The sequence below is a fragment of the Micromonospora sp. NPDC002296 genome (assembly GCF_040296145.1).
Classification (GTDB): domain Bacteria; phylum Actinomycetota; class Actinomycetes; order Mycobacteriales; family Micromonosporaceae; genus Micromonospora.
This window is the reverse complement of the sequence record NZ_JBEOWQ010000006.1, coordinates 110,317-130,721: the sequence shown is the minus strand read 5'-3', so window position 1 is coordinate 130,721 and position 20,405 is coordinate 110,317. Positions and strand designations below refer to the sequence as shown.

Annotated in this window: 17 protein-coding genes; 13 read left to right on the top strand and 4 right to left on the bottom strand. The window is 74.4% G+C overall.

Going from position 1 to position 20,405, the window contains the following annotated elements; all coding sequences use genetic code 11:
* Nucleotides 1-31: 31 nt before the first annotated feature.
* Together ABT023_RS07615 and ABT023_RS07610 are read right to left on the bottom strand one after the other, a co-directional pair.
* Nucleotides 32-832: a site-2 protease family protein gene (locus ABT023_RS07615; RefSeq protein ID WP_350882783.1), complete on the bottom strand. Its 801-nt coding sequence runs from the start codon at nt 830-832 to the stop codon at nt 32-34.
* Entirely contained in the window at nt 832-1,032 is a 201-nt protein-coding gene (locus ABT023_RS07610) for a hypothetical protein (protein ID WP_350882781.1), read from the bottom strand. The genes ABT023_RS07615 and ABT023_RS07610 overlap by 1 nt, the downstream gene beginning before the upstream one ends.
* Before the next feature lie 359 nt (nt 1,033-1,391).
* On the opposite strand from ABT023_RS07610, the gene ABT023_RS07605 reads away from it, so the two are divergent.
* From ABT023_RS07605 to ABT023_RS07595, 3 genes are all read left to right on the top strand, one after another.
* Nucleotides 1,392-3,434: a bifunctional adenosylcobinamide kinase/adenosylcobinamide-phosphate guanylyltransferase gene (locus ABT023_RS07605; RefSeq protein WP_350882779.1), complete on the top strand. Its 2,043-nt coding sequence runs from the start codon at nt 1,392-1,394 to the stop codon at nt 3,432-3,434.
* Entirely contained in the window at nt 3,424-4,233 is an 810-nt protein-coding gene (locus tag ABT023_RS07600) for an adenosylcobinamide-GDP ribazoletransferase (protein WP_350882777.1), read from the top strand. The genes ABT023_RS07605 and ABT023_RS07600 overlap by 11 nt, the downstream gene beginning before the upstream one ends.
* A 64-nt stretch (nt 4,234-4,297) precedes the next feature.
* Complete coding sequence (locus ABT023_RS07595) at nt 4,298-5,587, top strand: DUF2314 domain-containing protein (RefSeq protein WP_350882775.1); 1,290 nt, start codon at nt 4,298-4,300, stop codon at nt 5,585-5,587.
* Between the two features lie 44 nt (nt 5,588-5,631).
* On the opposite strand, the gene gcvT is transcribed toward ABT023_RS07595, so the two are convergent.
* Nucleotides 5,632-6,762 carry a glycine cleavage system aminomethyltransferase GcvT gene (gene gcvT, locus ABT023_RS07590; protein WP_350882773.1) on the bottom strand — a complete coding sequence of 377 codons (1,131 nt, stop codon included), beginning with the start codon at nt 6,760-6,762 and terminating at the stop codon, nt 5,632-5,634.
* A gap of 164 nt (nt 6,763-6,926) precedes the next feature.
* On the opposite strand from gcvT, the gene ABT023_RS07585 reads away from it, so the two are divergent.
* Nucleotides 6,927-8,495: a leucyl aminopeptidase gene (locus ABT023_RS07585; RefSeq protein WP_350882771.1), complete on the top strand. Its 1,569-nt coding sequence runs from the start codon at nt 6,927-6,929 to the stop codon at nt 8,493-8,495.
* A 126-nt stretch (nt 8,496-8,621) separates the two neighbouring features.
* On the opposite strand, the gene ABT023_RS07580 is transcribed toward ABT023_RS07585, so the two are convergent.
* Nucleotides 8,622-8,951, bottom strand: coding sequence for a hypothetical protein (locus ABT023_RS07580; protein ID WP_350882769.1), 330 nt, complete (start codon nt 8,949-8,951; stop codon nt 8,622-8,624).
* A 177-nt stretch (nt 8,952-9,128) separates the two neighbouring features.
* Between ABT023_RS07580 and lpdA the strand changes: the two genes are divergently transcribed.
* The 9 genes from lpdA to ABT023_RS07535 all read left to right on the top strand — a co-directional run bounded on the left by lpdA (nt 9,129) and on the right by ABT023_RS07535 (nt 20,397).
* Complete coding sequence (gene lpdA, locus ABT023_RS07575) at nt 9,129-10,520, top strand: dihydrolipoyl dehydrogenase (protein ID WP_350882767.1); 1,392 nt, start codon at nt 9,129-9,131, stop codon at nt 10,518-10,520.
* Between the two features lie 73 nt (nt 10,521-10,593).
* Complete coding sequence (gene sucB / locus ABT023_RS07570; protein WP_350882765.1) at nt 10,594-12,465, top strand: 2-oxoglutarate dehydrogenase, E2 component, dihydrolipoamide succinyltransferase; 1,872 nt, start codon at nt 10,594-10,596, stop codon at nt 12,463-12,465.
* A 123-nt stretch (nt 12,466-12,588) separates the two neighbouring features.
* Complete coding sequence (locus ABT023_RS07565; RefSeq protein WP_350882763.1) at nt 12,589-13,926, top strand: low temperature requirement protein A; 1,338 nt, start codon at nt 12,589-12,591, stop codon at nt 13,924-13,926.
* Nucleotides 13,927-14,129: 203 nt separating this feature from the next.
* Nucleotides 14,130-14,642, top strand: a complete 513-nt coding sequence (locus tag ABT023_RS07560; protein ID WP_350882761.1) for a hemerythrin domain-containing protein — start codon at nt 14,130-14,132, stop codon at nt 14,640-14,642.
* Nucleotides 14,643-14,808: 166 nt separating this feature from the next.
* A complete protein-coding gene (locus tag ABT023_RS07555) occupies nt 14,809-15,759 on the top strand; it encodes an LLM class flavin-dependent oxidoreductase (protein ID WP_350882759.1) in 951 nt (316 codons plus the stop codon).
* A gap of 621 nt (nt 15,760-16,380) precedes the next feature.
* The gene (locus ABT023_RS07550) at nt 16,381-17,280 is read left to right on the top strand and encodes a TIGR01777 family oxidoreductase (protein ID WP_350882757.1); all 900 of its coding nucleotides are present in this window, start codon (nt 16,381-16,383) and stop codon (nt 17,278-17,280) included.
* Nucleotides 17,281-17,407: 127 nt separating this feature from the next.
* Nucleotides 17,408-19,237: a DUF6311 domain-containing protein gene (locus ABT023_RS07545; RefSeq protein WP_350882755.1), complete on the top strand. Its 1,830-nt coding sequence runs from the start codon at nt 17,408-17,410 to the stop codon at nt 19,235-19,237.
* 67 nt (nt 19,238-19,304) lie between these two features.
* A complete protein-coding gene (lipB, locus tag ABT023_RS07540; RefSeq protein WP_350882753.1) occupies nt 19,305-19,952 on the top strand; it encodes a lipoyl(octanoyl) transferase LipB in 648 nt (215 codons plus the stop codon).
* Nucleotides 19,953-20,004: 52 nt separating this feature from the next.
* On the top strand, nt 20,005-20,397 hold the full coding sequence (locus ABT023_RS07535; protein ID WP_350882751.1) for a VOC family protein: 393 nt from the start codon (nt 20,005-20,007) through the stop codon (nt 20,395-20,397).
* Nucleotides 20,398-20,405 lie beyond the last annotated feature (8 nt).

The window sequence follows — 20,405 nt, the reverse complement described above, 5'->3', positions numbered from 1 at the left end:
GGCCGACGCATACGCGTCGGCCGGACCCGGATCAGCCGCGCCAGAAGCGGATCAGCTCCAGGCCGGCGGAGTAGAGCCACGGGGGCAGGCCGAGCAGGTTCGCCACGGCGAAGACCGCGTCGAAGAACCAGCCGCCGATGCGCGGGTTCCACAGCAGCGCGAAGAGCAGGATGAACCCGTACGGGGCGAACAGGTCGTACATCCGCCGCCACTGGGGGTTCAGCCACGGCTGGATCATGTTGCCGCCGTCCAGGCCGGGCACGGGCAGCAGGTTCAGCACGCTGGCGGTGAGCTGGAGGAACGCCAGCAGCGCCAGCCCGGCCCAGAACTCCACCGGCCCACCCCCGCCGAACCCGATCCGCAGCACGGCCACCAGCAGCAGGGTGAACAGCACGTTGGTGGCCGGGCCGGCGAGGCTGACCAGGGTGTGCCGCAGCCGCCCCGGGATGGCGTGCCGGTCCACCCACACCGCGCCGCCGGGCAGGCCGATCCCGCCGAGCAGCACCACCACCACCGGCAGCACGATCGACAGCAGGGGGTGGGTGTACTTGAACGGGTTGAGCGTCAGGTAACCCCGGTGCGCGACGCTGCGGTCCCCGGCCCGGTACGCGACCACGGCGTGGGCGTACTCGTGCAGGCAGAGCGACACCAGCCAGCCCGAGACGACGAGCAGGAACACGTCGAACCGGACGCTGCCGATCCGGTTCCAGGCCAGCACGGCGCTGGTCACGAACAGCGCGACCAACGCCAGGAACACCGGGCTGGGCCGGAACGCCGCCCGGGGCACGCCGAGCACGAGCGGCTCGCCGCCGTCCGGACGGTCCGACACCATCACTCGGCCGGGGGCTGCAGGCTCATCCGGTAGTCGACCCGGTCGTCCTCGACGAGCGCGACCGAGGTGACGCCGGACGCCGCGAGCTCCCGCCAGGCCTGACCGATCCACGACTCGGCGTCCGCCTGGCTCCCGAACGTCTCCGTCGGCCCCTCGGTCGACTCGCCGTTCGCGCCCTCGTACCGCCAGCTCCACGCCATGCCGCGTCTCCCCTCGCCGCTGAAGTCCCCTGTGACGAACCCCGCAAGCGTAGTCGGCCGCGGCGCCGGACGGCCCGACGCTCCGTGCCCGGGGGCCGCGACCGGCCGGAACTGCGTGGTGACGCTCAAGGACACCGCCGTCGGCGTCAAGTCGGCCGTGTCGGCGTACCTGGAGGTGAAGGGGACGGCCCGCAGCACCGACAGCGGTTCCTTCGCGTGCTACGCCGGGCCCGTCCGGACGGACGCGGACCGGACCTGCGTGCGGCGGGTCGGCGGGTCGGCTACGGCAGCCCCTTCGAGCACTGCGGGTGAGCCGGGCCGGCGGGCGGCGCGGCGTCCGGCGGCTTTAAGGTACGGGCATGTCCGTTGACGGGTGGAACACGGTCCTGGTGCTCGGCGGTATCCGCTCCGGCAAGTCCGAGTTCGCGGAGTCGCTGGTGGCCGACGCGCCCACGGTGCGCTACGTGGCGACGTCGGCGCCCGGCGCTCCGGAGGACGCCGAGTGGGCGGCCCGGCTGGAGGCGCACCGGAGCCGCCGCCCGGGGAGCTGGACCACCGAGGAGACCGCCGACGAGCCGCGCCGGCTGGCCGACGTCGTCTCCTCGGCGGGGCCGAACGACACGCTGCTCGTCGACGACCTCGGCGGCTGGGTGACGGTGTTGCTCGACCCGGCCCACCAGCCGGCGGACGACACGGCGACCATCGCCGAGCTGGCCGCGGCGCTCCGCGACTGCCCGGCACGGGTGGTCCTGGTCAGCCCCGAGGTGGGGCTGTCGCTGGTGCCGACCACCCCGCTGGGCCGGGCGTTCACCGATGCCCTCGGGGCGGCCAACCGGGCCGTCGCCGACGCGTGCGACGCGGTGGTCCTGGTGGTCGCCGGCCAGGCGTGCTGGTTGAAGCCCTCCGCCGTCCCGCGCGCCACCGCCACCGTCCCGGCGCAGGTCGGTCAGGGGCAGGGCGCGCAGGCCGGGCAGGGCCTCGGGGCCGGGCAGGGCGCGCCGGTGACGGGGACCGGGGACGCGTCCGCGCGTTCGGAACCGGCCGCCGCCCGGCCCGACGACGGCGAGCGGGAGGCCACGCTGCCGGACGTGCTCACCCCGACCGCCCCGCCGGAGCCGTCCGGCGTGCCGTGGTCGGCGCCCACCACGGCGCTGCCGGTGGTCGCCACGGGCCTGGTCATCCAGGCCGGCATGGAACTGCCCATGCCCGACGAGTACGCCGGGCCGCAGGCGGTGGAGCGGCTCGCCACCCTGGACGTGCCCGGCGCCGGGCTGGGCGTGCTGGAACGGGTGGTCGGCTTCGCCGCCGCCACTCAGGGCACCGCCACCCCGGCGCCGTGGGGCACCGTGCGGGTGCTGCTGCTGCACGGCGACCACGCCGGGGGCGCCGCCGCCGGCTCGGTGCCCGGCGAGTCGGCCCGGCGGGCCGCGCAGGCCCGCGCCGGCCAGGGCGTGCTGGCCCGGCTGGCCGCCGAGAGCGGCGCCAGCCTCCAGGTGGTGGACGCGCCGGCCGCCGAACCGATGGAGGGCGTTGCGGCGCTGGACCACGAGACGGTGGAGAAGGCCCTGCGGTACGGCTGGTGGCTGGCCGAGGAGGCCGCCGACGCGGGCGTACAGCTGCTGGTGCTGGCGTCGTGCGGAGCCGGGGCCGACGCCGCTGCGGCGGCGGTGCTCGCGGCGACCGCCGGCGCGGAGCCGCCGGCCGTGCTCGGCCGGGTGGTGACGGCGAACGGCGAGATCGACGACGCGGCCTGGATGCGCCGCTGCGCGGCGGTCCGGGACGCGATGCACCGGACCCGGCGCTCCCCCCGGGACGCCAAGGACGTGCTGGCCGAACTGGGCGGCGGGGACATCGCGGTGGCCACCGGTGTGCTGCTCGGCGCGACCGCCCGCCGGATCCCGGTGCTGCTGGACGGCCCGGTCGGCCTGGCCGCCGGCATGGTCAGCCGGGACCTGGCCGGGCAGGCCCGACACTGGTGCCTGCTCGCCGACTGCGGCGGCCACCCGGCGGTCCGGCTCGCCGCCGACGTGCTGGGGCTGACCCCGCTGCTGGACCTGCGCCTCGACCTGGGCGAGGGCGCCAACGCGCTGGCCGCGCTGCCACTGCTGCGCTCGGTGCTGTCGCTGGCCGCCGCGCTGCCCACCCGCCCGGAGCCCGCCCACCCCGGTCCCGCCGGCGAGGAGCCCGGCCGCGAGGGCGACGGCGGGGAGGACCCGGGCGACGGGGAACCCGACTTCCGCGAGCCGGAGCCGGCCGGCCCCGGACCGGCCACCCCCGAACCGACCGGCCCCGAACCCGCCGAACCCGAACCCGCCGAACCCGGGCCGGCTACCACCGGGCCCGCCACCACCGGACCGGACCAGCCCACCCAGCCGGACCCGGCCGGCTGGCGTGCCGGCTGAACCCGACGACCGGACCGGGCACGCCGGGCCGGCCGGACGAAGGTACGCCGACGGGGTCCGGCTCGCGCTCACCACGTTCACCGTCCTGCCGGTACGCCCCGGCCGGGTGGACCGGGCCACGGCGGGCGCCGCGATGGCACTGGCCCCGGCGATCGGCGCGCTGCTCGGGGCGATGCTGGCCGGGACTCTGCTGCTCCTCGCCGCCGCCGCCGCACCGCTGGTCGCGGCGGGGGTGACGGTCGCGGTGGGCGCCCTGCTCACCCGAGGGTTGCACCTGGACGGGCTGGCCGACACCGTGGACGCGCTCGGGTCGTACCGGCGTGGGGCGGCGGCGCTGGAGATCATGAAGAAGCCGGACGTCGGCCCGTTCGGGGTGGCCGCGCTGGTGGTCGTACTGCTGGTGCAGGCGGCGGCGCTCGCGGAGCTGGCGGACCGGTCGTGGCCGGCGGCGCTCGCGGCGGTGGTGACGGCGACGGCGGCCGGCCGGCTCGGGGTCACCCTGGCCTGCCGGCGCGGGGTGCCGGCGGCCCGGCCGGACGGGCTGGGCGCGCTGGTCGCCGGCACCGTCGGCCCGGTCGCGGCGGCGCTCGGCACGGCCGCCGTCGCGGTCGTCGCGGTCGCCGCCGTGCCGGGCCGCCCGTGGCAGGGGCCGCTCGTCGTGCTCGCCGCCGTCGCCGTCGCGGCCCCGCTGCTGCGCCACGTGGTACGCCGACTCGGCGGGATCACCGGCGACGTGCTCGGCGCCGCCGTGGAGCTGGTCACCACGCTGGTCTACCTGGGTCTGGTGCTGACCCGCTGATCCGGACCCGCCGGGCCGGGTAGCGTTCGGGCGACAGGCCGGCGCGGGGAGACGGGGGACCCACATGCTCATCACCGACGACTTCCTGCCCGTCCCGGTCCCCGAGTCGCTCAGCGCCACCTACCTGGTGCCGATGGCGGGGCTGCCGAGGGTCAGCGCGAAGACGGCCGTGCGGGCGCTGGCCGACCGGCTCGCCGAGCCGGTGCACGGGCTGGCCACCCAGATGCTGGACAGCCCGCTGATGAGCGTGGACACCCGGCCGATCTCCGAGTTCCCCGCGCTGCCGCCGGACCTGCTGACCGCGTTCGGGGCGACCGGGGCACAGCTCGACCGGCTCGCCGCGGCCACCCACCTGGTGGTGGTGCAGGCGGAGTACCGGCCGGGCTGGCCGCCCGCGCACGAGTGGGCGGCCCGCGCGGTGGCCGCCGCGGTCGCCGAGACCGTCGGCGGCGACGTGGTGGACGTCTTCGGCCTTCAGTTCCTCGACCCGGCGGCGGCGCTTCGTTCGCTGCCGGACGAGCAGGGCCGGATCCGGCTGGTCGACTGGGTGCTGGTGCCGTACTCCTCGGACGCCGACGGGCTGTGGTTCACCACCAAGGGGCTGCGCCGGTTCGGGCTGCTGGAGTTGCAGACCCAGGGGGTGCCCGACCACCTCACCAGGGCCTGGGGCGCGGTGATGACCGGGGCGGCCCGACGGCTGCTGCGGGACTGGACCGACGGGCTGGCCGGCGAGGAGGTGCCGGCGTTCGTGCAGCTTCCGGTGCTCGCCACGATCACCGGGCACGACATCGCGGTGGCGTACGGCAACCCGGAGCAGCACGGGGCGACCGCGCCGGTGCTGCTGCGGCTGGAGCTGGACCCGGCCACGGACCCGGAGGCCGACTCGTTCCTGAGCCTGCGCCCGCCGCCGGGGCACCCGGGGCCGGCGGGAAGGTACTTCGCGGCGGCCTGCGCCACCCTGTTCAACGGCATCCAGCCGGACAAGCGGTACGCCCGCCGGGGCGACGCGATGAGCACGGCGATCGCCACCGCCCGGGCCGGCCTGGACGACATCCGGGCCCGGTTCCTGGCCGATGGGCTGCCCGGCGAGTCACAGCTCGTGGTCAAGTACGGCCTGCCGGCCGACGAGGGCCCCGAGTACGTCTGGGCGGGGGTGACCTCGTGGGAGTCCCCGGAGCGGATCGTCGGGGCCAGCGTCACCGACGCCGACACCGACCCCACGGTCCGCATCGGCTCCCCCGTGACGATCGAGGCGGCGGACGTGGTCGACTGGGCGGTACTCGACGGTACCGGCGTAACGGAGGGCGGCTGGACCCAGGCGGTCCTGGACGCCGACGACAACCGCCCTGCCTGACCCCGCCCCCCTTCGAACGGCGGGGCGGGGCCAGGCGGGGTGGGTCAGCGGACCGAGGGGGTTACGAAAGGGGGGCGGGTGAGGCGCATGGGGGCGCGGCGGCCGCGGATGTCGACCTCGACCGTGTCGCCGTCGGCGAGGGCGGCGGACGTGTCGAGCAGGGCCAGTGCGATGCCCTGCTTGCGGGTCGGCGAGAAGGTGCCGCTGGTCACCGTGCCGACCTGCGTGTCGCCGACGTACACCGGCATGCCGGGGCGCGGGATGGCCCGGTCGACCGCCTCCAGGCCGCGCAGCGTACGCGCCGGACCGGCGGCCTTCTCGGCGCGCAGCACGTCGCGGCCCCAGAACGCCGGCTTGTCCCAGCCGACCGCCCAGCCCGAGCGCGCCTGCACCGGGGTGATCTCCGGCGACAGGTCCTGCCCGTGCAGCGGGTACCCCATCTCGGTGCGCAGGGTGTCCCGCGCCGCCAGCCCGCAGGCCCGCAGCTCGTACGCCTCGCCCGCAACGAAGATCGCGTCCCAGACCGCGACGGCGTGCTCGGCCGGCACCACCAGCTCGTAGCCCAGCTCGCCCGTGTAGCCGGTGCGGCACACCACCAGGTCCGCGCCGGCCAGGGTGGCGGCGCGGAAGCACATGTAGTCGTGGTCGGTGGGCAGGCCCAGCGCGCCGAGCAGCTCCGCCGAGCGCGGCCCCTGCACGGCCAGCACCGCGTGCGCCTCGTGCTCGTCGGTGACGACCAGCCCCTGCGGCGCGGCGGCCCGCAGGCGGCGCACCACCTCGGCCGTGTTCGCGGCGTTCGGGATCAGGAAGACGTGGTCCTCGGCGTGCAGGTAGGCGATGATGTCGTCGACCACGCCGCCCGTCGCGTCGTCGCAGCAGAGCGTGTACTGCGCCTGGCCGGGGCCGATCCGGCCGAGGTCGTTGCTGAGGCAGGCGTTGACGAAGTCCGCCGCCCCGGGCCCGGCCACCCGGGCCTTGCCCAGGTGCGACACGTCGAACACCCCGACCCCGGTACGGACCGCCGTGTGTTCCTTGAGCACTCCGCCGCCGGCGTACTCCAGCGGCATCTCCCAGCCACCGAACGGGGCGAACTTGGCACCGAGGGCGGTATGCCGCCCGTGCAACGGGGAACGGCGCGGCCGGGTCGCGGCGGCGTCGGAGGTCACGTCGGTCATGGGTGGCAACTTACCGGTGCCTTAACGGCTGGTTAGCATCGGCGGGAGCCCGCCGGAGCAGTTCGGTGGGACAGCCCCAATCGTCCGGCGGTAGGTTACCGCCGGAGACCTTCATCGCCGGTACGCGACGACGCGGCCGGCCCGGCCCGCCCGGAGTAGCTTCAGTGACATCGCCCAGCACCACCATCAGCCTGGTCGACACCGACCCCGCCGAGCTCGCCGTCGACGCGATCGTGATCGGCCTGCACAGCCAGACCGGAGAGCAGGACATCGCAGGTCCGGCCGGCGCGCTGCTGCTCGCCAGCGGTGCCGAGAGCATCGCCGCCGCCTTCGACGGCAAGCTGACCGAGACGCTGGCGCTGCTCGGCGCGACCGGCGCCCCGGGCGAGGTGATCAAGCTGGCCACCCTGGGCACCATCACCGCTCCGGTCGTCGCCGCCGTCGGGCTCGGCGCGGAGCCGACCGGCGCCGCCCCGGCGCCGGAGACGCTGCGCCGAGCCGCCGGCTCGGTGGTCCGGGCCCTGGCCGGTGCGCGCCGGGTGGCGCTGACCCTGCCGCTGCCCGACGACGCCGACGCCCCCGCCGCGCTGCGTGCGGTCGCCGAGGGCGCGCTGCTCGGCTCGTACCGCTTCGCCGGGTACAAGACCCGGCCGCAGCCGGCCCGGCGTGAGCCGGTGGCCGAGGTGCTGATCGCCGTCCCGGAGGCCGGCGACGCGACCGCCCGGGCGGAGGTCGAACGGGCGCAGGCGGTGGCCGGTGCGGTCCGGCTGACCCGGGACTGGGTGAACACCGCCCCGAACATGCTGCGTCCGCCGGCGTTCGCCGACGTGGTGGCCGAAGCCGCGCGGGCTGCGGGGCTCGGCGTCGAGGTGCTCGACGAGGAGGCCCTGGCGGCCGGCGGCTACGGCGGCATCATCGCCGTCGGCCAGGGCTCCGAGGCCCCGCCGCGCCTGGTCAAGCTGACCTACACGCCGGAGGGTGGCGGCACCGGCAAGCGGGTGGCGCTGGTCGGCAAGGGCATCACCTTCGACACCGGCGGCATCTCGATCAAGCCGGCCCAGGGCATGTGGGAGATGAAGTCCGACATGGGTGGCGCGGCTGCGGTCGGCGCGGCCATGCTGGCGATCGCCGCGCTCAAGCCGGCGGTCGCGGTGACCGGGTACCTGCCGATGGCCGAGAACATGCCGTCGGGCACGAGCTACCGGCCGGGCGACGTGATCACCATGTACAACGGCAAGAAGGTGGAGGTGCTCAACACCGACGCCGAGGGCCGGATGGTCCTGGGCGACGCCCTCGCCCGGGCCTGCGAGGACGGCGCCGACTACCTGTTCGAGACCTCCACCCTGACCGGCGGTCAGGTGATCTCGCTGGGCAAGCGGATCGCCGGGGTGATGGGCAGCCCGGAGCTGTGCGAGCGGGTCCGGGTGGCCGGCGACGCGGTCGGCGAGCCGGCCTGGCCGATGCCGCTGCCGGACGACGTGCGTAAGGGCATGGACTCCGACGTCGCCGACATCTCGCAGGTCAACGCCGGGATGGACCGGGCGGGTCACATGCTCCAGGGCGGGGTGTTCCTGCGCGAGTTCGTCACCGACGAGGTGGCCTGGGCGCACATCGACATCGCCGGCCCGAGCTACCACTCGGGCGAGCCGACCGGCTACTGGACCAAGGGCGGCACCGGCGTCCCGGTCCGCACCCTGATCCACCTGGTCGAGGACGTCGCCACCAACGGCTGACCCCCGTCCCCTTAAAGACGCGCACTTTCACGGAAAGAGTGGCCATCCCGCGCGGGATGGCCACTCTTTCCGTGAAAGAGGGGCCTGCCGGGGCCCGCAGGGCCCGCGCCCGCGCGGGGGCTGGGGTCAGGGGTGGTGGGGGCGGCGCTTGCGGCGTTCGTTGTAGTCGCGCATGCGCTGTGGGTAGCCCATCAGGCGGACGTCGTAGATCGGGATGGCCAGCTTGTGGGCGAAGCGGCGGGCCCCCTCCGGGCCGTCGACGCGGCGGCGGGTCCACTCCCCGTCGTCGGCGATGAGAATCACGGTGGTCTCGGTGACGGTGGTGCGCGGCTCGATGAACGCCTCGACGCCCCGCCGGGTTCGGACGAAGTTCTCCAGGTGTTCGAGATCGGCGCGGTCGGGCGCGCGGTCGCGGCCCGCCGGGTGCGCCTGCTTGCGTCGTCGGAACAGCGCCACCGACCGTCTCCCCCGTGTCCGTCATCGAAACCGGTGCCAAGCGTACGTGTCGGTGACGTGTCGTTGGGCACCTCGCTACGCGGCCGGTGGGCGGTGGTGACAAGATGACCGAGGTGGGGACTGTCCGTGCCACCCCGCCGTGACCCCCGATGCAGTGACGCGAACTGGGAGTTGGACGTGAGCGAGCCGAACGACGCAACCTTCGACATCGTCATCCTCGGAGGTGGCAGCGGCGGCTACGCGGCGGCGCTGCGCGCCGCCCAACTGGACCTGTCGGTCGCACTGGTCGAGAAGGGCAAGCTCGGCGGGACCTGCCTGCACAACGGCTGCATCCCGACGAAGGCCCTGCTGCACGCCGCCGAGATCGCCGACCAGACCCGCGAGTCCGAGCAGTTCGGCGTGAAGGCCGAGCTGGTGGGCGTCGACATGGCGGGCGTCAACTCGTACAAGGACGGTGTGATCTCCCGGCTGTACAAGGGCCTTCAGGGCCTGGTGGGCGGCTCCAAGAACATCACCTTCGTCGCGGGTGCCGGCAGGCTGGTCGCCCCGAACGTCGTCGAGGTCGACGGCAAGCGCTACACCGGCCGCAACGTCGTGCTGGCCTCCGGCTCGTACGCGAAGAGCCTGCCCGGCCTGGAGGTCGACGGCGAGAAGATCATCACCAGCGACCACGCGCTGAACCTCGACCGGGTCCCCTCCTCGGCGATCGTGCTGGGCGGTGGCGTGATCGGTGTCGAGTTCGCCAGCGTGTGGAAGTCCTTCGGCGTGGACGTGACGATCATCGAGGCGCTGCCCCGGCTGGTCGCCGCCGAGGACGAGGAGTCGTCGAAGGCGCTGGAGCGGGCCTTCCGCAAGCGGAAGATCAACTTCAAGGTCGGCAAGCCGTTCGAGAAGGTCGAGAAGACCGACAAGGGCGTCAAGGTCACCATCGCCGGCGGTGAGACCGTCGAGGCCGAGCTGCTGCTGGTCGCCGTCGGCCGCGGCCCGAACACCGCCGACCTCGGGTACGAGGAGCAGGGCGTCAAGACCGACCGCGGCTACGTGCTGACCGACGAGCGGCTGCGCACCGGCGTGCCGAACGTGTACGCCGTCGGCGACATCGTGCCCGGCCTCCAGCTCGCCCACCGCGGCTTCCAGCAGGGCATCTTCGTCGCCGAGGAGATCGCCGGCCAGAACCCGGCCGTGATCGACGAGGCCGGCATCCCGCGGGTCACCTACTGCGACCCGGAGCTGGCGTCGGTCGGCCTCACCGAGGCGAAGGCCAAGGAGCAGTACGGCGCCGACAAGGTCAAGACGTACAACTACAACCTGGGCGGCAACGGCAAGAGCCAGATCCTCAAGACCGCCGGCTTCGTGAAGCTGGTACGGGTCGAGGACGGCCCCGTCGTCGGCGTTCACATGGTCGGCGCCCGGGTCGGCGAGCTGGTCGGCGAGGCGCAGCTCATCTACAACTGGGAGGCCTACCCGGCCGAGGTGGCGCAGCTCGTGCACGCCCACCCGACCCAGGGCGAGGCCCTAGGCGAGGCGCACCTCGCCCTCGCCGGCAAGCCGCTGCACGCGCACGCCTGATCGAGAACTGATTCCGCGGCGTCCGGCGGCAGACGGGCGAGATCGCACCAGGGGAATGAAGGAGTTTCAGAACATGCCGGTATCGGTCACCATGCCTCGGCTCGGCGAGAGCGTCACCGAGGGCACCGTCACCCGCTGGCTCAAGCAGGAGGGCGACACCGTCGAGGTCGACGAGCCGCTGCTCGAGGTCTCGACCGACAAGGTCGACACCGAGATCCCGTCCCCGGCGGCGGGTGTGCTGAGCCGGATCGTGGTGGGCGAGGACGAGACCGCCGAGGTGGGCAGCGAGCTGGCCGTCATCGCCGGCGAGGGCGAGTCGGCAGGCGGCGAGGCCGCCGCGCCGCAGCAGGAGGAGCCGGCCGAGGAGGCCGCCGAGGCCGCAGCCGAGCCGCAGGCCGAGGCGGAGCAGCCGGCCGTCGAGGAGCCGGCGGCCGAGGCCGCCCCGGCGCAGGCCGCCCCGGCCCCGTCCGGCGAGGGCACCCCGGTCAAGATGCCGGCCCTGGGCGAGAGCGTCACCGAGGGCACCGTGACCCGCTGGCTCAAGCAGGTCGGCGACACCGTCGAGGTGGACGAGCCGCTGCTGGAGGTCTCGACCGACAAGGTCGACACGGAGATCCCGTCGCCGGTCGCCGGCACCCTGCTGGAGATCAAGGTCGCCGAGGACGAGACCGCCGCCGTCGGCGCCGACCTGGCGATCGTCGGCGCGGCCGGTGCCGCCCCGGCCGAGGCGAAGCCCGAACCGAAGCCCGAACCGAAGGCAGAGGCCAAGCCCGAACCGAAGGCGGAGGCCACCAAGCCCGAGGCGAAGCCGGAGCCGAAGGCCGAGGCCAAGCCGGAGCCGAAGGTGCAGGAGCCGACCCCGGGCCAGTCGTACAACGAGCCGGCGGCGGAGGCCGAGACCGCGGCCAAGCCGGTGCAGGCCGAGCAGCAGGCCCAGCCCGCGGCCCCGACCGCCACCCCGCAGCGCCCGTCGGCACCCGCCGAGGGCGGCGGCGAGGAGGCTGCCGGGTACGTGACCCCGCTGGTACGCAAGCTGGCCGGCGAGCACGGGGTGGAGCTGTCCTCGATCAGCGGCACCGGTGTGGGTGGCCGGATCCGCAAGCAGGACGTGCTGGAGGCGGCGGAGCGGGCCAAGGCGGCGAAGGCCGCCCCGGCCCCGGCGGAGCAGCCGGCCGCCCCGGCGGCCCCGACGAAGCCGGCCGCGAAGCCGCAGCCGAGCGCGAAGCGCGGCACCACCGAGAAGCTGCCCCGGATCCGGGCGACCATCGCCAAGCGGATGCAGCAGTCGCTGCACGAGATGGCGCAGCTCACCACCGTGGTCGAGGTGGACGTCACCAAGGTCGCCAAGCTGCGGGCCCGGGCCAAGGACTCGTTCCAGCAGCGGCACGGGGTGAAGCTGTCGTTCCTGCCGTTCTTCGCCCTCGCGGCGGTCGAGGCGCTCCAGGCGTACCCGATCGTGAACGCCAGCATGGACCTCGACGCCGGGACGATCACCTACCCGGAGGCCGAGCACCTCGGCATCGCGGTGGACACCGAACGCGGCCTGATGGTGCCGGTGATCCACGGCGTCGGTGACCTGAACCTGGGCGGGATCGCCAAGCGGATCGCCGACCTGGCGGAGCGTACCCGGACCAACAAGATCAGCCCGGACGAGATCGCCGGGGCGACGTTCACGCTGACCAACACCGGCAGCCGGGGCGCGCTGTTCGACACCCCGATCGTGCCGTCGCCGCAGTCGGCGATGCTCGGCACGGGTGCCGTGGTGAAGCGCCCGGTCGTGGTGAGCGACCCGGAGCTGGGCGAGGTCGTCGCGGTCCGCTCGATGGTGTACCTGGCCCTGTCGTACGACCACCGGCTGATCGACGGCGCGGACGCGGCCCGCTTCCTGGTCGCGGTCAAGGAGCGGCTGGAGGCCGGCAACTTCGAGGCCGAGCTCGGCCTGTAACTCCCGCTGTCCCACGCGACGGGCGCCCCGGTCACACCGACCGGGGCGCCCGTCGCCGGTACTCCTCGAAGTACCCTGAGCCGAATCGACCCCGGGCCCGCCGCGCGCTGCGAGAGTGGACGGGTGGGCGGCAACCGGCGGCGAAGGCTCGGCCCGGCCGTGGCGATCGCCCCGGGCGCCCGGGTCGACAGGTTCGAGATCTTCTTCGACCTGGTCTTCGTCTTCTCGTTCTTCATCATCACCCGGGCGACCGCTGCCGAGATCACCAGCTCGTCCCTGCTGCACGCCATGCTGGTGCTCGCCGTGCTCTGGTGGGCCTGGGTGGTGCACAGCGTGGTGGCCACCCGGATCCGGCTCGGCCAGGGCTTCGTCCCGGTGCTGATGGTCGTCGGGATGGCCGCGCTCTTCTGCTTCGCGCTGGCGCTGCCCCAGGCCTTCGACGATCCGCGCGAGGGCTCAGCAGGGCCGGTGATCGTCGCGGTCAGCTACGTGGTCATCCGCGGCGTGCACATGCTCCTCCTCTACCTGTACGCCGCGCGGGAAAGCCCGGAGGAGCGCCGGCAGCTTCTCCGGTTCGCCCCGGAGGTCGTGCTCAGCACGCTCCTGCTGCTCGCGGCAGCGCTGATCCCCTCCCTGATCAACGATCTGGGCTGGGCGACCCTGACCCGCAACGGGCTCTGGGTGGCCGTGGTGCTGCTCCAGTACGGCACGGGGCTCTTCGGCACCGAGGGGTGGGCGGTGCCGTCCGCGGAGCACTGGACGGAACGCTACGACCTCATCCTGATCATCGCGCTGGGCGAGTCGGTCATCTCGGTCGGCGTCGGCAGCAACCTGCTCGGCCAGCCGCCCACCTGGCCGGCGATCGCCGCGGCCGTCCTCGGCATCTTCTTCACCGCGGCGCTGTGGTGGGCCCACTACGACGTCATCGGGCCGGCCGCCCGGATCGCGCTGCACGCCGCGAAGGACCGCCCCCGGGCGACGATGGCCCGCGACGCCTTCGCCTACCTCTACCTGCCGATGATCGCCGGGATCATCCTGTTCGCCCTGGGCTCCGAGGAGATCGTGCGCGAGATCGCCAGCCCCGACGTGCCCGTCGGCGAGGCGGCCCACGGCCCGGCCGTGCCCCTGCTCTTCAGCGGGGTGGCCTGCTACCTGTGCGGGAACATGCTGTTCCAGTTCCGCACGCTGCGCACGCTGTCCTGGACCCGGGTCGCCGCCGTCGTGGTGCTCGCCGCCTGCATCCCGGTCGGCGTGCGCCTGCCCGGGCTGGCCGCCATGGGGCTGTTGACCGCGATCTGTGTGGGCCTGGTCGCGGCCGAGGTGATCATCATGGCGGAGGGCCGGCAGGCCCTGCACGATGAGGTCATCCGCGAGCGCGACAGCCACGAGGCGAGCGAGGCCGCCTGGCGGGCCCGGTGGCGCGAGAACGCCTCCGGGGAGCAGCGGCCCGACCTGCGGTGACCGTTCCCCGGCCGACCGTGGCCGTTCGCCGGCCGACCGGGCCCGGCGCGGGCCGGCAGGACCGGTAGCGCGGCGGCGTACTGTGGTGCGGCTCGCAGGGCCGGCACGCGACGGCCGTGGTGGGTAGGATCATCGCCAGCGTCGCGGTGCACCCGGCAAGGAGACCGCCGAGGGCATGGAGGCGCGGGACGTACGGGACTGACGTGCACCCTTCCCCAGGGCCGGGCGACCGCCTCACGGCGCTCGGCACCCAGTTGATCGAGATCCACCACTGGCTCCGCGAGGAGCTGGCCCGCTTGCGGGAGAGCCTCGAACCCGGCGCGACGCCGACCGGCGGCGACCGGCTGCGCAGCCTGCGGGCCCACTGCCTCAGCTTCTGTTCCGCCCTCACGGCGCACCACACCGGCGAGGACGCCGGCGCGTTCCGGGTGCTCGCCGAGGAGGAGCCACGGCTGCGCCCGGTCCTGGAGAAGCTCGCCCAGGACCACCGGATGATCGACGGCATCGTGCGCCGGATCGAGGAGCTGGCCGCCGGCCCGCCTGCTGCCGACCCGGCCGCCGCCGCCCGGGTGCTCGCCGAGCTGGACGGCCTCGCCGCCATCGTCGAGTCGCACTTCGGCTTCGAGGAACGGACGATCATCGCCGCGCTCGACGCGCTGCGCGCCGACGCCGGCACCGCCGAGGAGCTGTTCGGCCTCGCCCCACCGGCCTGGTGACACCGTCCGTGCGGCTTGGGGCGTGCCCTGCTGAGCAGCACCGATTGCCCGACGGCCCAGGCAGGCGGCGCATGGGCAGGGGCTTCAGCGGTCGGCTGATTCGCCGGTCGGCAGAATCCGGCCCGGTGCGCTGGCCCGACGCGGGTGGACGCCGCACCCTGGGGCGATGGCGATCTTCTCCCTCCAGTCCACCCCCACCGACGCCGCGAGCTGGCTCGACCTGGCCCGCCGGGCCGAGGCCGCCGGCTTCGACGCCCTGCTCGCCGCCGACCACCCCGGCTCCTGCGGCAACCCCTTCGTGGCGCTGGCCGCCGCCGCGTCGGTGACGTCGACGATCGGGCTCGGCTCGTACGTGTCGAACCTCGGCGTCCGCGAGCCGATGCTGCTCGCCACCGACGTGGCCACCCTCGACGTGGTCTCCGGCGGGCGGGCCCGCCTCGGCGTCGGCGCCGGCCACACCCCGGCCGAGTGGCGGGCGGTCGGCCGGGAACGCCCCGACGTGGCCGGCCGGGTACGGCGCTGCCTCGCCGTCACCGAGGCGGTCCGCGCCCTGCTCGACGGGGAGGAGGTCACCGTGGACTCCCCCGACCTGACCGTGCGCGCCGCCCGGCTGACCTCGCCCCGGCCGGTGCAGCGGCGCGTCCCGCTGACCGTCGGGACGTCCAACTCGACGCTGTTGCGTTGGGCGGGGGCGCACGCCGACGTGGTCGGGCTGGCCGGCTTCGGTCGTACCCTCGAAGACGGCCACCAGCACGAGGCCCGGTGGCGGGCCGACCAGATCGAGGCGCAGCTCGCCTGCGTCGCCGAGGGGGCGGCGGGCCGGAACGCGCCACCGGCCCTGGAGGCGCTGGTACAGACGGTGCTGGTGACCGACGACGCGGAGGCCGCCGCCGCCGAGCAGGCCGCCCGGACCGGCCTCACCGTCGCCGAACTGCTGGCCACGCCGTTCGTGCTGATCGGCACGGAGGACGAGATCGTCGCATCGGTCGCCGAGCACGAGCGCCGCTGGGGCGTCACCCGCTTCGTGGTACGCACCAACGCCCTCGACCCGCTCACCCCGGTGCTGCGCCGCCTCGCGCCACTGGTCGAGGCCACGCCGCAGGAGCGATCCGCGTAGCACCTTCGGTAACGCGCGCCGAGGTCGTCGCCGCCTTCGCCACCGCGCCTGTCCTCGACCCTGCCACTTTCCGGGGCCGACCTCGACGAGGCCATGCAACAAGAACTGTCCGACCGTGAGTGGTGAAGCCCTCGGACGCGGGCTGATCGACACCAACCGAATCCGACCGCTGACCCGACGATGAGCGGAGACCTACCAGTTCCGGAGCGTTCCGGGGCCGGGCGGCCTAACGGGAACCGCCGGCGATCGGCCAGGCGTACAAGATCTTGCTCGATCCCGGAAGGTGTGGCCTCCTACTCGCAATGAGGCCACACCTTCCATGATCGAGCACGATCTTGTTCCCTGATCCAGCGCGAAGCCGCACGTATACCGGACACCCGATTCGATGAAGTCGATCTCGAAGAACGACAACCGCGAGGTTGCCTCCGGGTCGAGGTTGAAGAACTCTCGCGGTACGCCGGACGTGGACGCCCAGTCGGCGTAGGAGCGGAGACCGCCTGACCCGGGCCACCACTACAAGCGGGTTCGAGCGTGATCTTGGATGCCGACGACGTGCCCGGGCGGTGTGATCGAGATCCGCTCCCCGCGTCCGATCGGGGTCGCGTGCTCGAAGATGGGGGTATGCGCATCCTGATGGCCGGCGCGTCCGGCTTCCTGGGCACCCGGCTGGTCGACCGCCTGAAAGCCGACGGGCACCAGGTCACCCGCCTGGTCCGGCGGTCGGCGCGGACCCCCGACGAGCGCCGGTGGAACCCGTCCGGCGCGCAGCTCGACCCGGCGGTGGTCGCCGACGCCGACGCCGTGGTCAACCTGGCCGGCGCCGGCGTCGGCGACAAGCGGTGGAACGACGGGTACAAGCGGCTGATCCGGTCGAGCCGGGTCGACACCACCACCACGCTGGCCATCACGATCGCCGGCATGCCGGCCGCCGATCGCCCGGCGGTGCTGCTGAACGCCTCGGCCGTCGGGTGGTACGGCAACACGGGCGACCGGGTGGTCGAGGAGGACGCCCCGGCGGGCGAGGGCTTCCTCGCCGACGTCTGCCGGGTCTGGGAGGCGGCCACCCGACCGGCCGAGGACGCCGGGGTGCGGGTGGTCCGGCTGCGCACCGGGCTTCCGCTGCACCGCGACGGCGGGCTGCTCAAGCCGCAGCTCCTGCCGTTCAGGCTGGGCGTCGCGGGGCGACTCGGCAGCGGCCGGCAGTGGCTGCCGTGGATCTCGATGGTCGACTGGCTGCGCGTGGTGCAGTTCCTGCTGGACCGCGACGACGTGGCCGGCCCGGTCAACGGGGTCGGCCCGGCCCCGGTCACCAACGCCGAGTTCACCAGGGAGCTGGCCCGCCAGCTGCACCGCCCGGCGGTCGTGCCGATCCCGGCGCTGGCCCTCAAGGTGGCCCTCGGCGGCTTCGCCCAGGAGGCGCTGACCAGCGCCCGGGTCCTCCCGGGGGTGCTGACCCGGGCGGGCTTCACCTACCGCCATCCCGACCTGCCGGGCGCCCTGCACGCCGCCCTGCACGACTGAGCGCCGGGACCCCTCGACGTCGAGGGGCCCCGGCCCCCGTCAGCAGTTGCGCAGCTCCGGGGACTGCAAGCGGTCAAGCCTCCGTGTCTGACCGGCGTGTCCAGGTCCGGTTGGTAACGTCCGCTGCGTGCCGTCCTCCCCGTCCCCGGCCACCGGACCGACGCCCGCCCCCGCCGCCACCCCGGCACGCAGCCGCGACCGGCGGGCCGACCTGACCCTCGTCCTCGTCGCACTGGCGCTCGCGGTCTGGGTGACCAGTGGGCTGTGGCGGGACCCGGACCAGCGGGCGATCACCGTGAACTCCAGCGACCAGGCGCTGTTCGAGTGGCTGCTCGCCTTCGGCGGGCACGCGCTCACCCACGGCGAGAACCCGCTGTTCACGTACCTGATCAACGTCCCCGACGGGGTGAACCTCGCGGTGAACACCTCGATCACCGTGTACGCCGCGGTCTTCGCGCCGCTGACGTACCTGGTCGGGCCGCCGGCGACGTTCCTGGTGATCCTCACCCTCAACCTGGCCGCCACGGCGGTGGCCTGGTACCTGCTGCTGTCCCGGCAGTTCGTCCACAGCCGGCTCGCGGCGGCGGTCGGCGCGCTGTTCGTCGCGTACTCCCCCGGCATGGTGTCGCACGCCAACGCCCACCTGAACTGGACGGCCGGCTGGCTGGTGCCGCTGCTGGTCTGGCGGCTGTTCGCGCTGCGCCGCCCCGCGCACTGGCTGCGCAACGGGATCGTGCTCGGCGTCGCCGTCGCGGTGGCCTTCTCCATCGCCGCCGAGGGGCTGTTCTTCACCGCCCTGGCGCTCGGCGTCCTCCTGCCCGTCTGGGCGCTGCACCCGAGCCGGCGGGCCGCCGCCCGGGCCGCGCTGCCCACCTTCCTGCGCGGGCTGGGCGTCACCGCGCTGACCGCCGGGGTGCTGCTGGCGTACCCGCTGTGGTTGCACTTCGCCGGGCCGCAGCGGTTCCACGGCACCGGCTTCGACCCGATCGTCCACTCCGAGGACGTCGCGGCGTTCGGGGCGTACCCGCGCCGGTCGCTGGCCGGCGAGGCCGGGCTGGGCACCTCGCTCGCGCCCAATCCCACCGAGGAGAACTCGTTCTTCGGGGTGCCGCTGCTGCTGCTCGCCGCCGTCTGCCTCGGCTACCTGTGGCGGTGGGACCGGGCCCGGCGGGCCACCGTGTGGGCGCTGGGCGTCACCGGCGTGGTCTTCGCGGTGCTGTCCTGGGGCCCCCGGGCCAAGTGGAACGGCGAGCGCACCGACCGGCCGCTGCCGTTCCTGCTGCTGGACAACCTGCCGGTGGTCAACGCCGCCCTGCCGTCCCGGCTGGCCCTGGTGGTGGCCCCGGTGATCGGGCTGCTGCTGGCGTACACCGTCGACCGGCTCCGGGCCGACCCGCCCCGGCGCCGCGCCGCGTCCGCCGCCTGGGGCCTCGGCTTCGCGGCGGCGCTGCTGCCGCTGCTGCCGACCCCGCTGCTGACCAGCGTCCGCGAGCCGGTGCCGGCGTTCGTCACGGCCGGCACCTGGCGACAGTACGTCTCCCCGGGCGGGGTGCTCACCCCGCTGCCGCTGACCCTCGACGTGACCCCGGACGGGCAGCGCTGGCAGGCGTACGCGCTGGCCCACCGGCAGGGCGAGTTCCGCATCCCGGCCGGGTTCTTCCTCGGCCCGGGCGGCCCGGACGGCCGGGGCCGGATCGGCCCGCCACCGCGCACCTTCGACACCCTGATGGACCAGGCCGGCCGGACCGGGCTGGTGCCGATCATCACCGAGGGCAGCATCGAGGAGTCCCTGGCCGACCTGCGGTACTGGGGCGTCGAGGTGGTGGTGCTCGCCGACCGGGTGCACGGCGCCAAGTACGACCTCGACGAGGAGGCCCTGCGCCGCACCGCCACCGCCCTGCTCGGCCCCCCGCAGCGCGTCGACGACGTCTGGCTGTGGAAGGTCCCCCCGGCCTGACCCGACACGTCGGCGGTGAGCCGGCTCACCGCAGGTGACCGGCGGGTACGGGACTAGGCTGGTGGGCGTGACCGCGACGATTCCGGGGCTGACCGCCGTACGTGCAGGGGTGCTCGACTACCAGGCCGCGTGGGACGAGCAGCGGCGACTGCACGAGTCGGTGGTGGCCGGCGAGCGCGGCGACACGGTGCTGCTGCTGGAGCATCCGAGCGTCTACACCGCGGGCAAGCGCACCGAGCCGTGGGACCGGCCGATGGACGGCACCCCGGTCGTCGACGTCGACCGGGGCGGCAAGATCACCTGGCACGGTCCGGGGCAGCTCGTCGGGTACCCGATCCTGCGGCTGCCCGACCCGGTGGACGTCGTCGCGTACGTGCGCCGCACCGAGCAGCTGCTGATCGACGTCTGCGCCGAGTTCGGGCTGGCCGCCGGCCGGGTCGAGGGGCGCAGCGGGGTCTGGGTGCCCGAGGACGCGAGGGGCCCGGCCCGCAAGGTGGCCGCCATCGGCATCCGGGTCGCCCGGGGGGTCACCCTGCACGGCTTCTCGATCAACTGCGACTGCGACCTGGCGTACTTCGACCGGATCGTGCCGTGCGGCATCCGCGACGCCGGGGTCACCTCGCTCGCCGCGGAACTGGGCCGCCCGATCACCGTGGCCGACGTGCTGCCGGTGGTCGAGCGCCGACTGCCCACCCTGGTCGCCCTGCCCGCCTGAGCCGCTCAGGCTCGGCGGCCCTCTAGGCTCGACGGCCTTCTAGGCTCGACGGATGCAGATCGACCTCGTCACCCTCGTCGTCGCCGAGTACGACCCGGCCATCGCCTTCTTCACCGAGCTGCTCGGCTTCGAGCTGGTCGAGGACAGTCCCTCGCTGACCAACGACGGCCGCCCGAAGCGCTGGGTGGTGGTCCGCCCGCCGGGCGCGGGGACCGGCCTGCTGCTGGCCCGCGCCGACGGGGAGCGGCAGGAGGCGGCGGTCGGCGACCAGACCGCCGGCCGGGTCGGCTTCTTCCTCCGGGTCGACGACTTCGAGTCCACCCACCGCCGCCTCGTCGACGCGGGCGTCGAGTTCGTCCGGCCTCCGCGCGCCGAGCCGTACGGCCGGGTGGCCGTCTTCCGCGACATCGCCGGCAACCCCTGGGACCTCCTCGGCCCGGCCTGACCCGACCC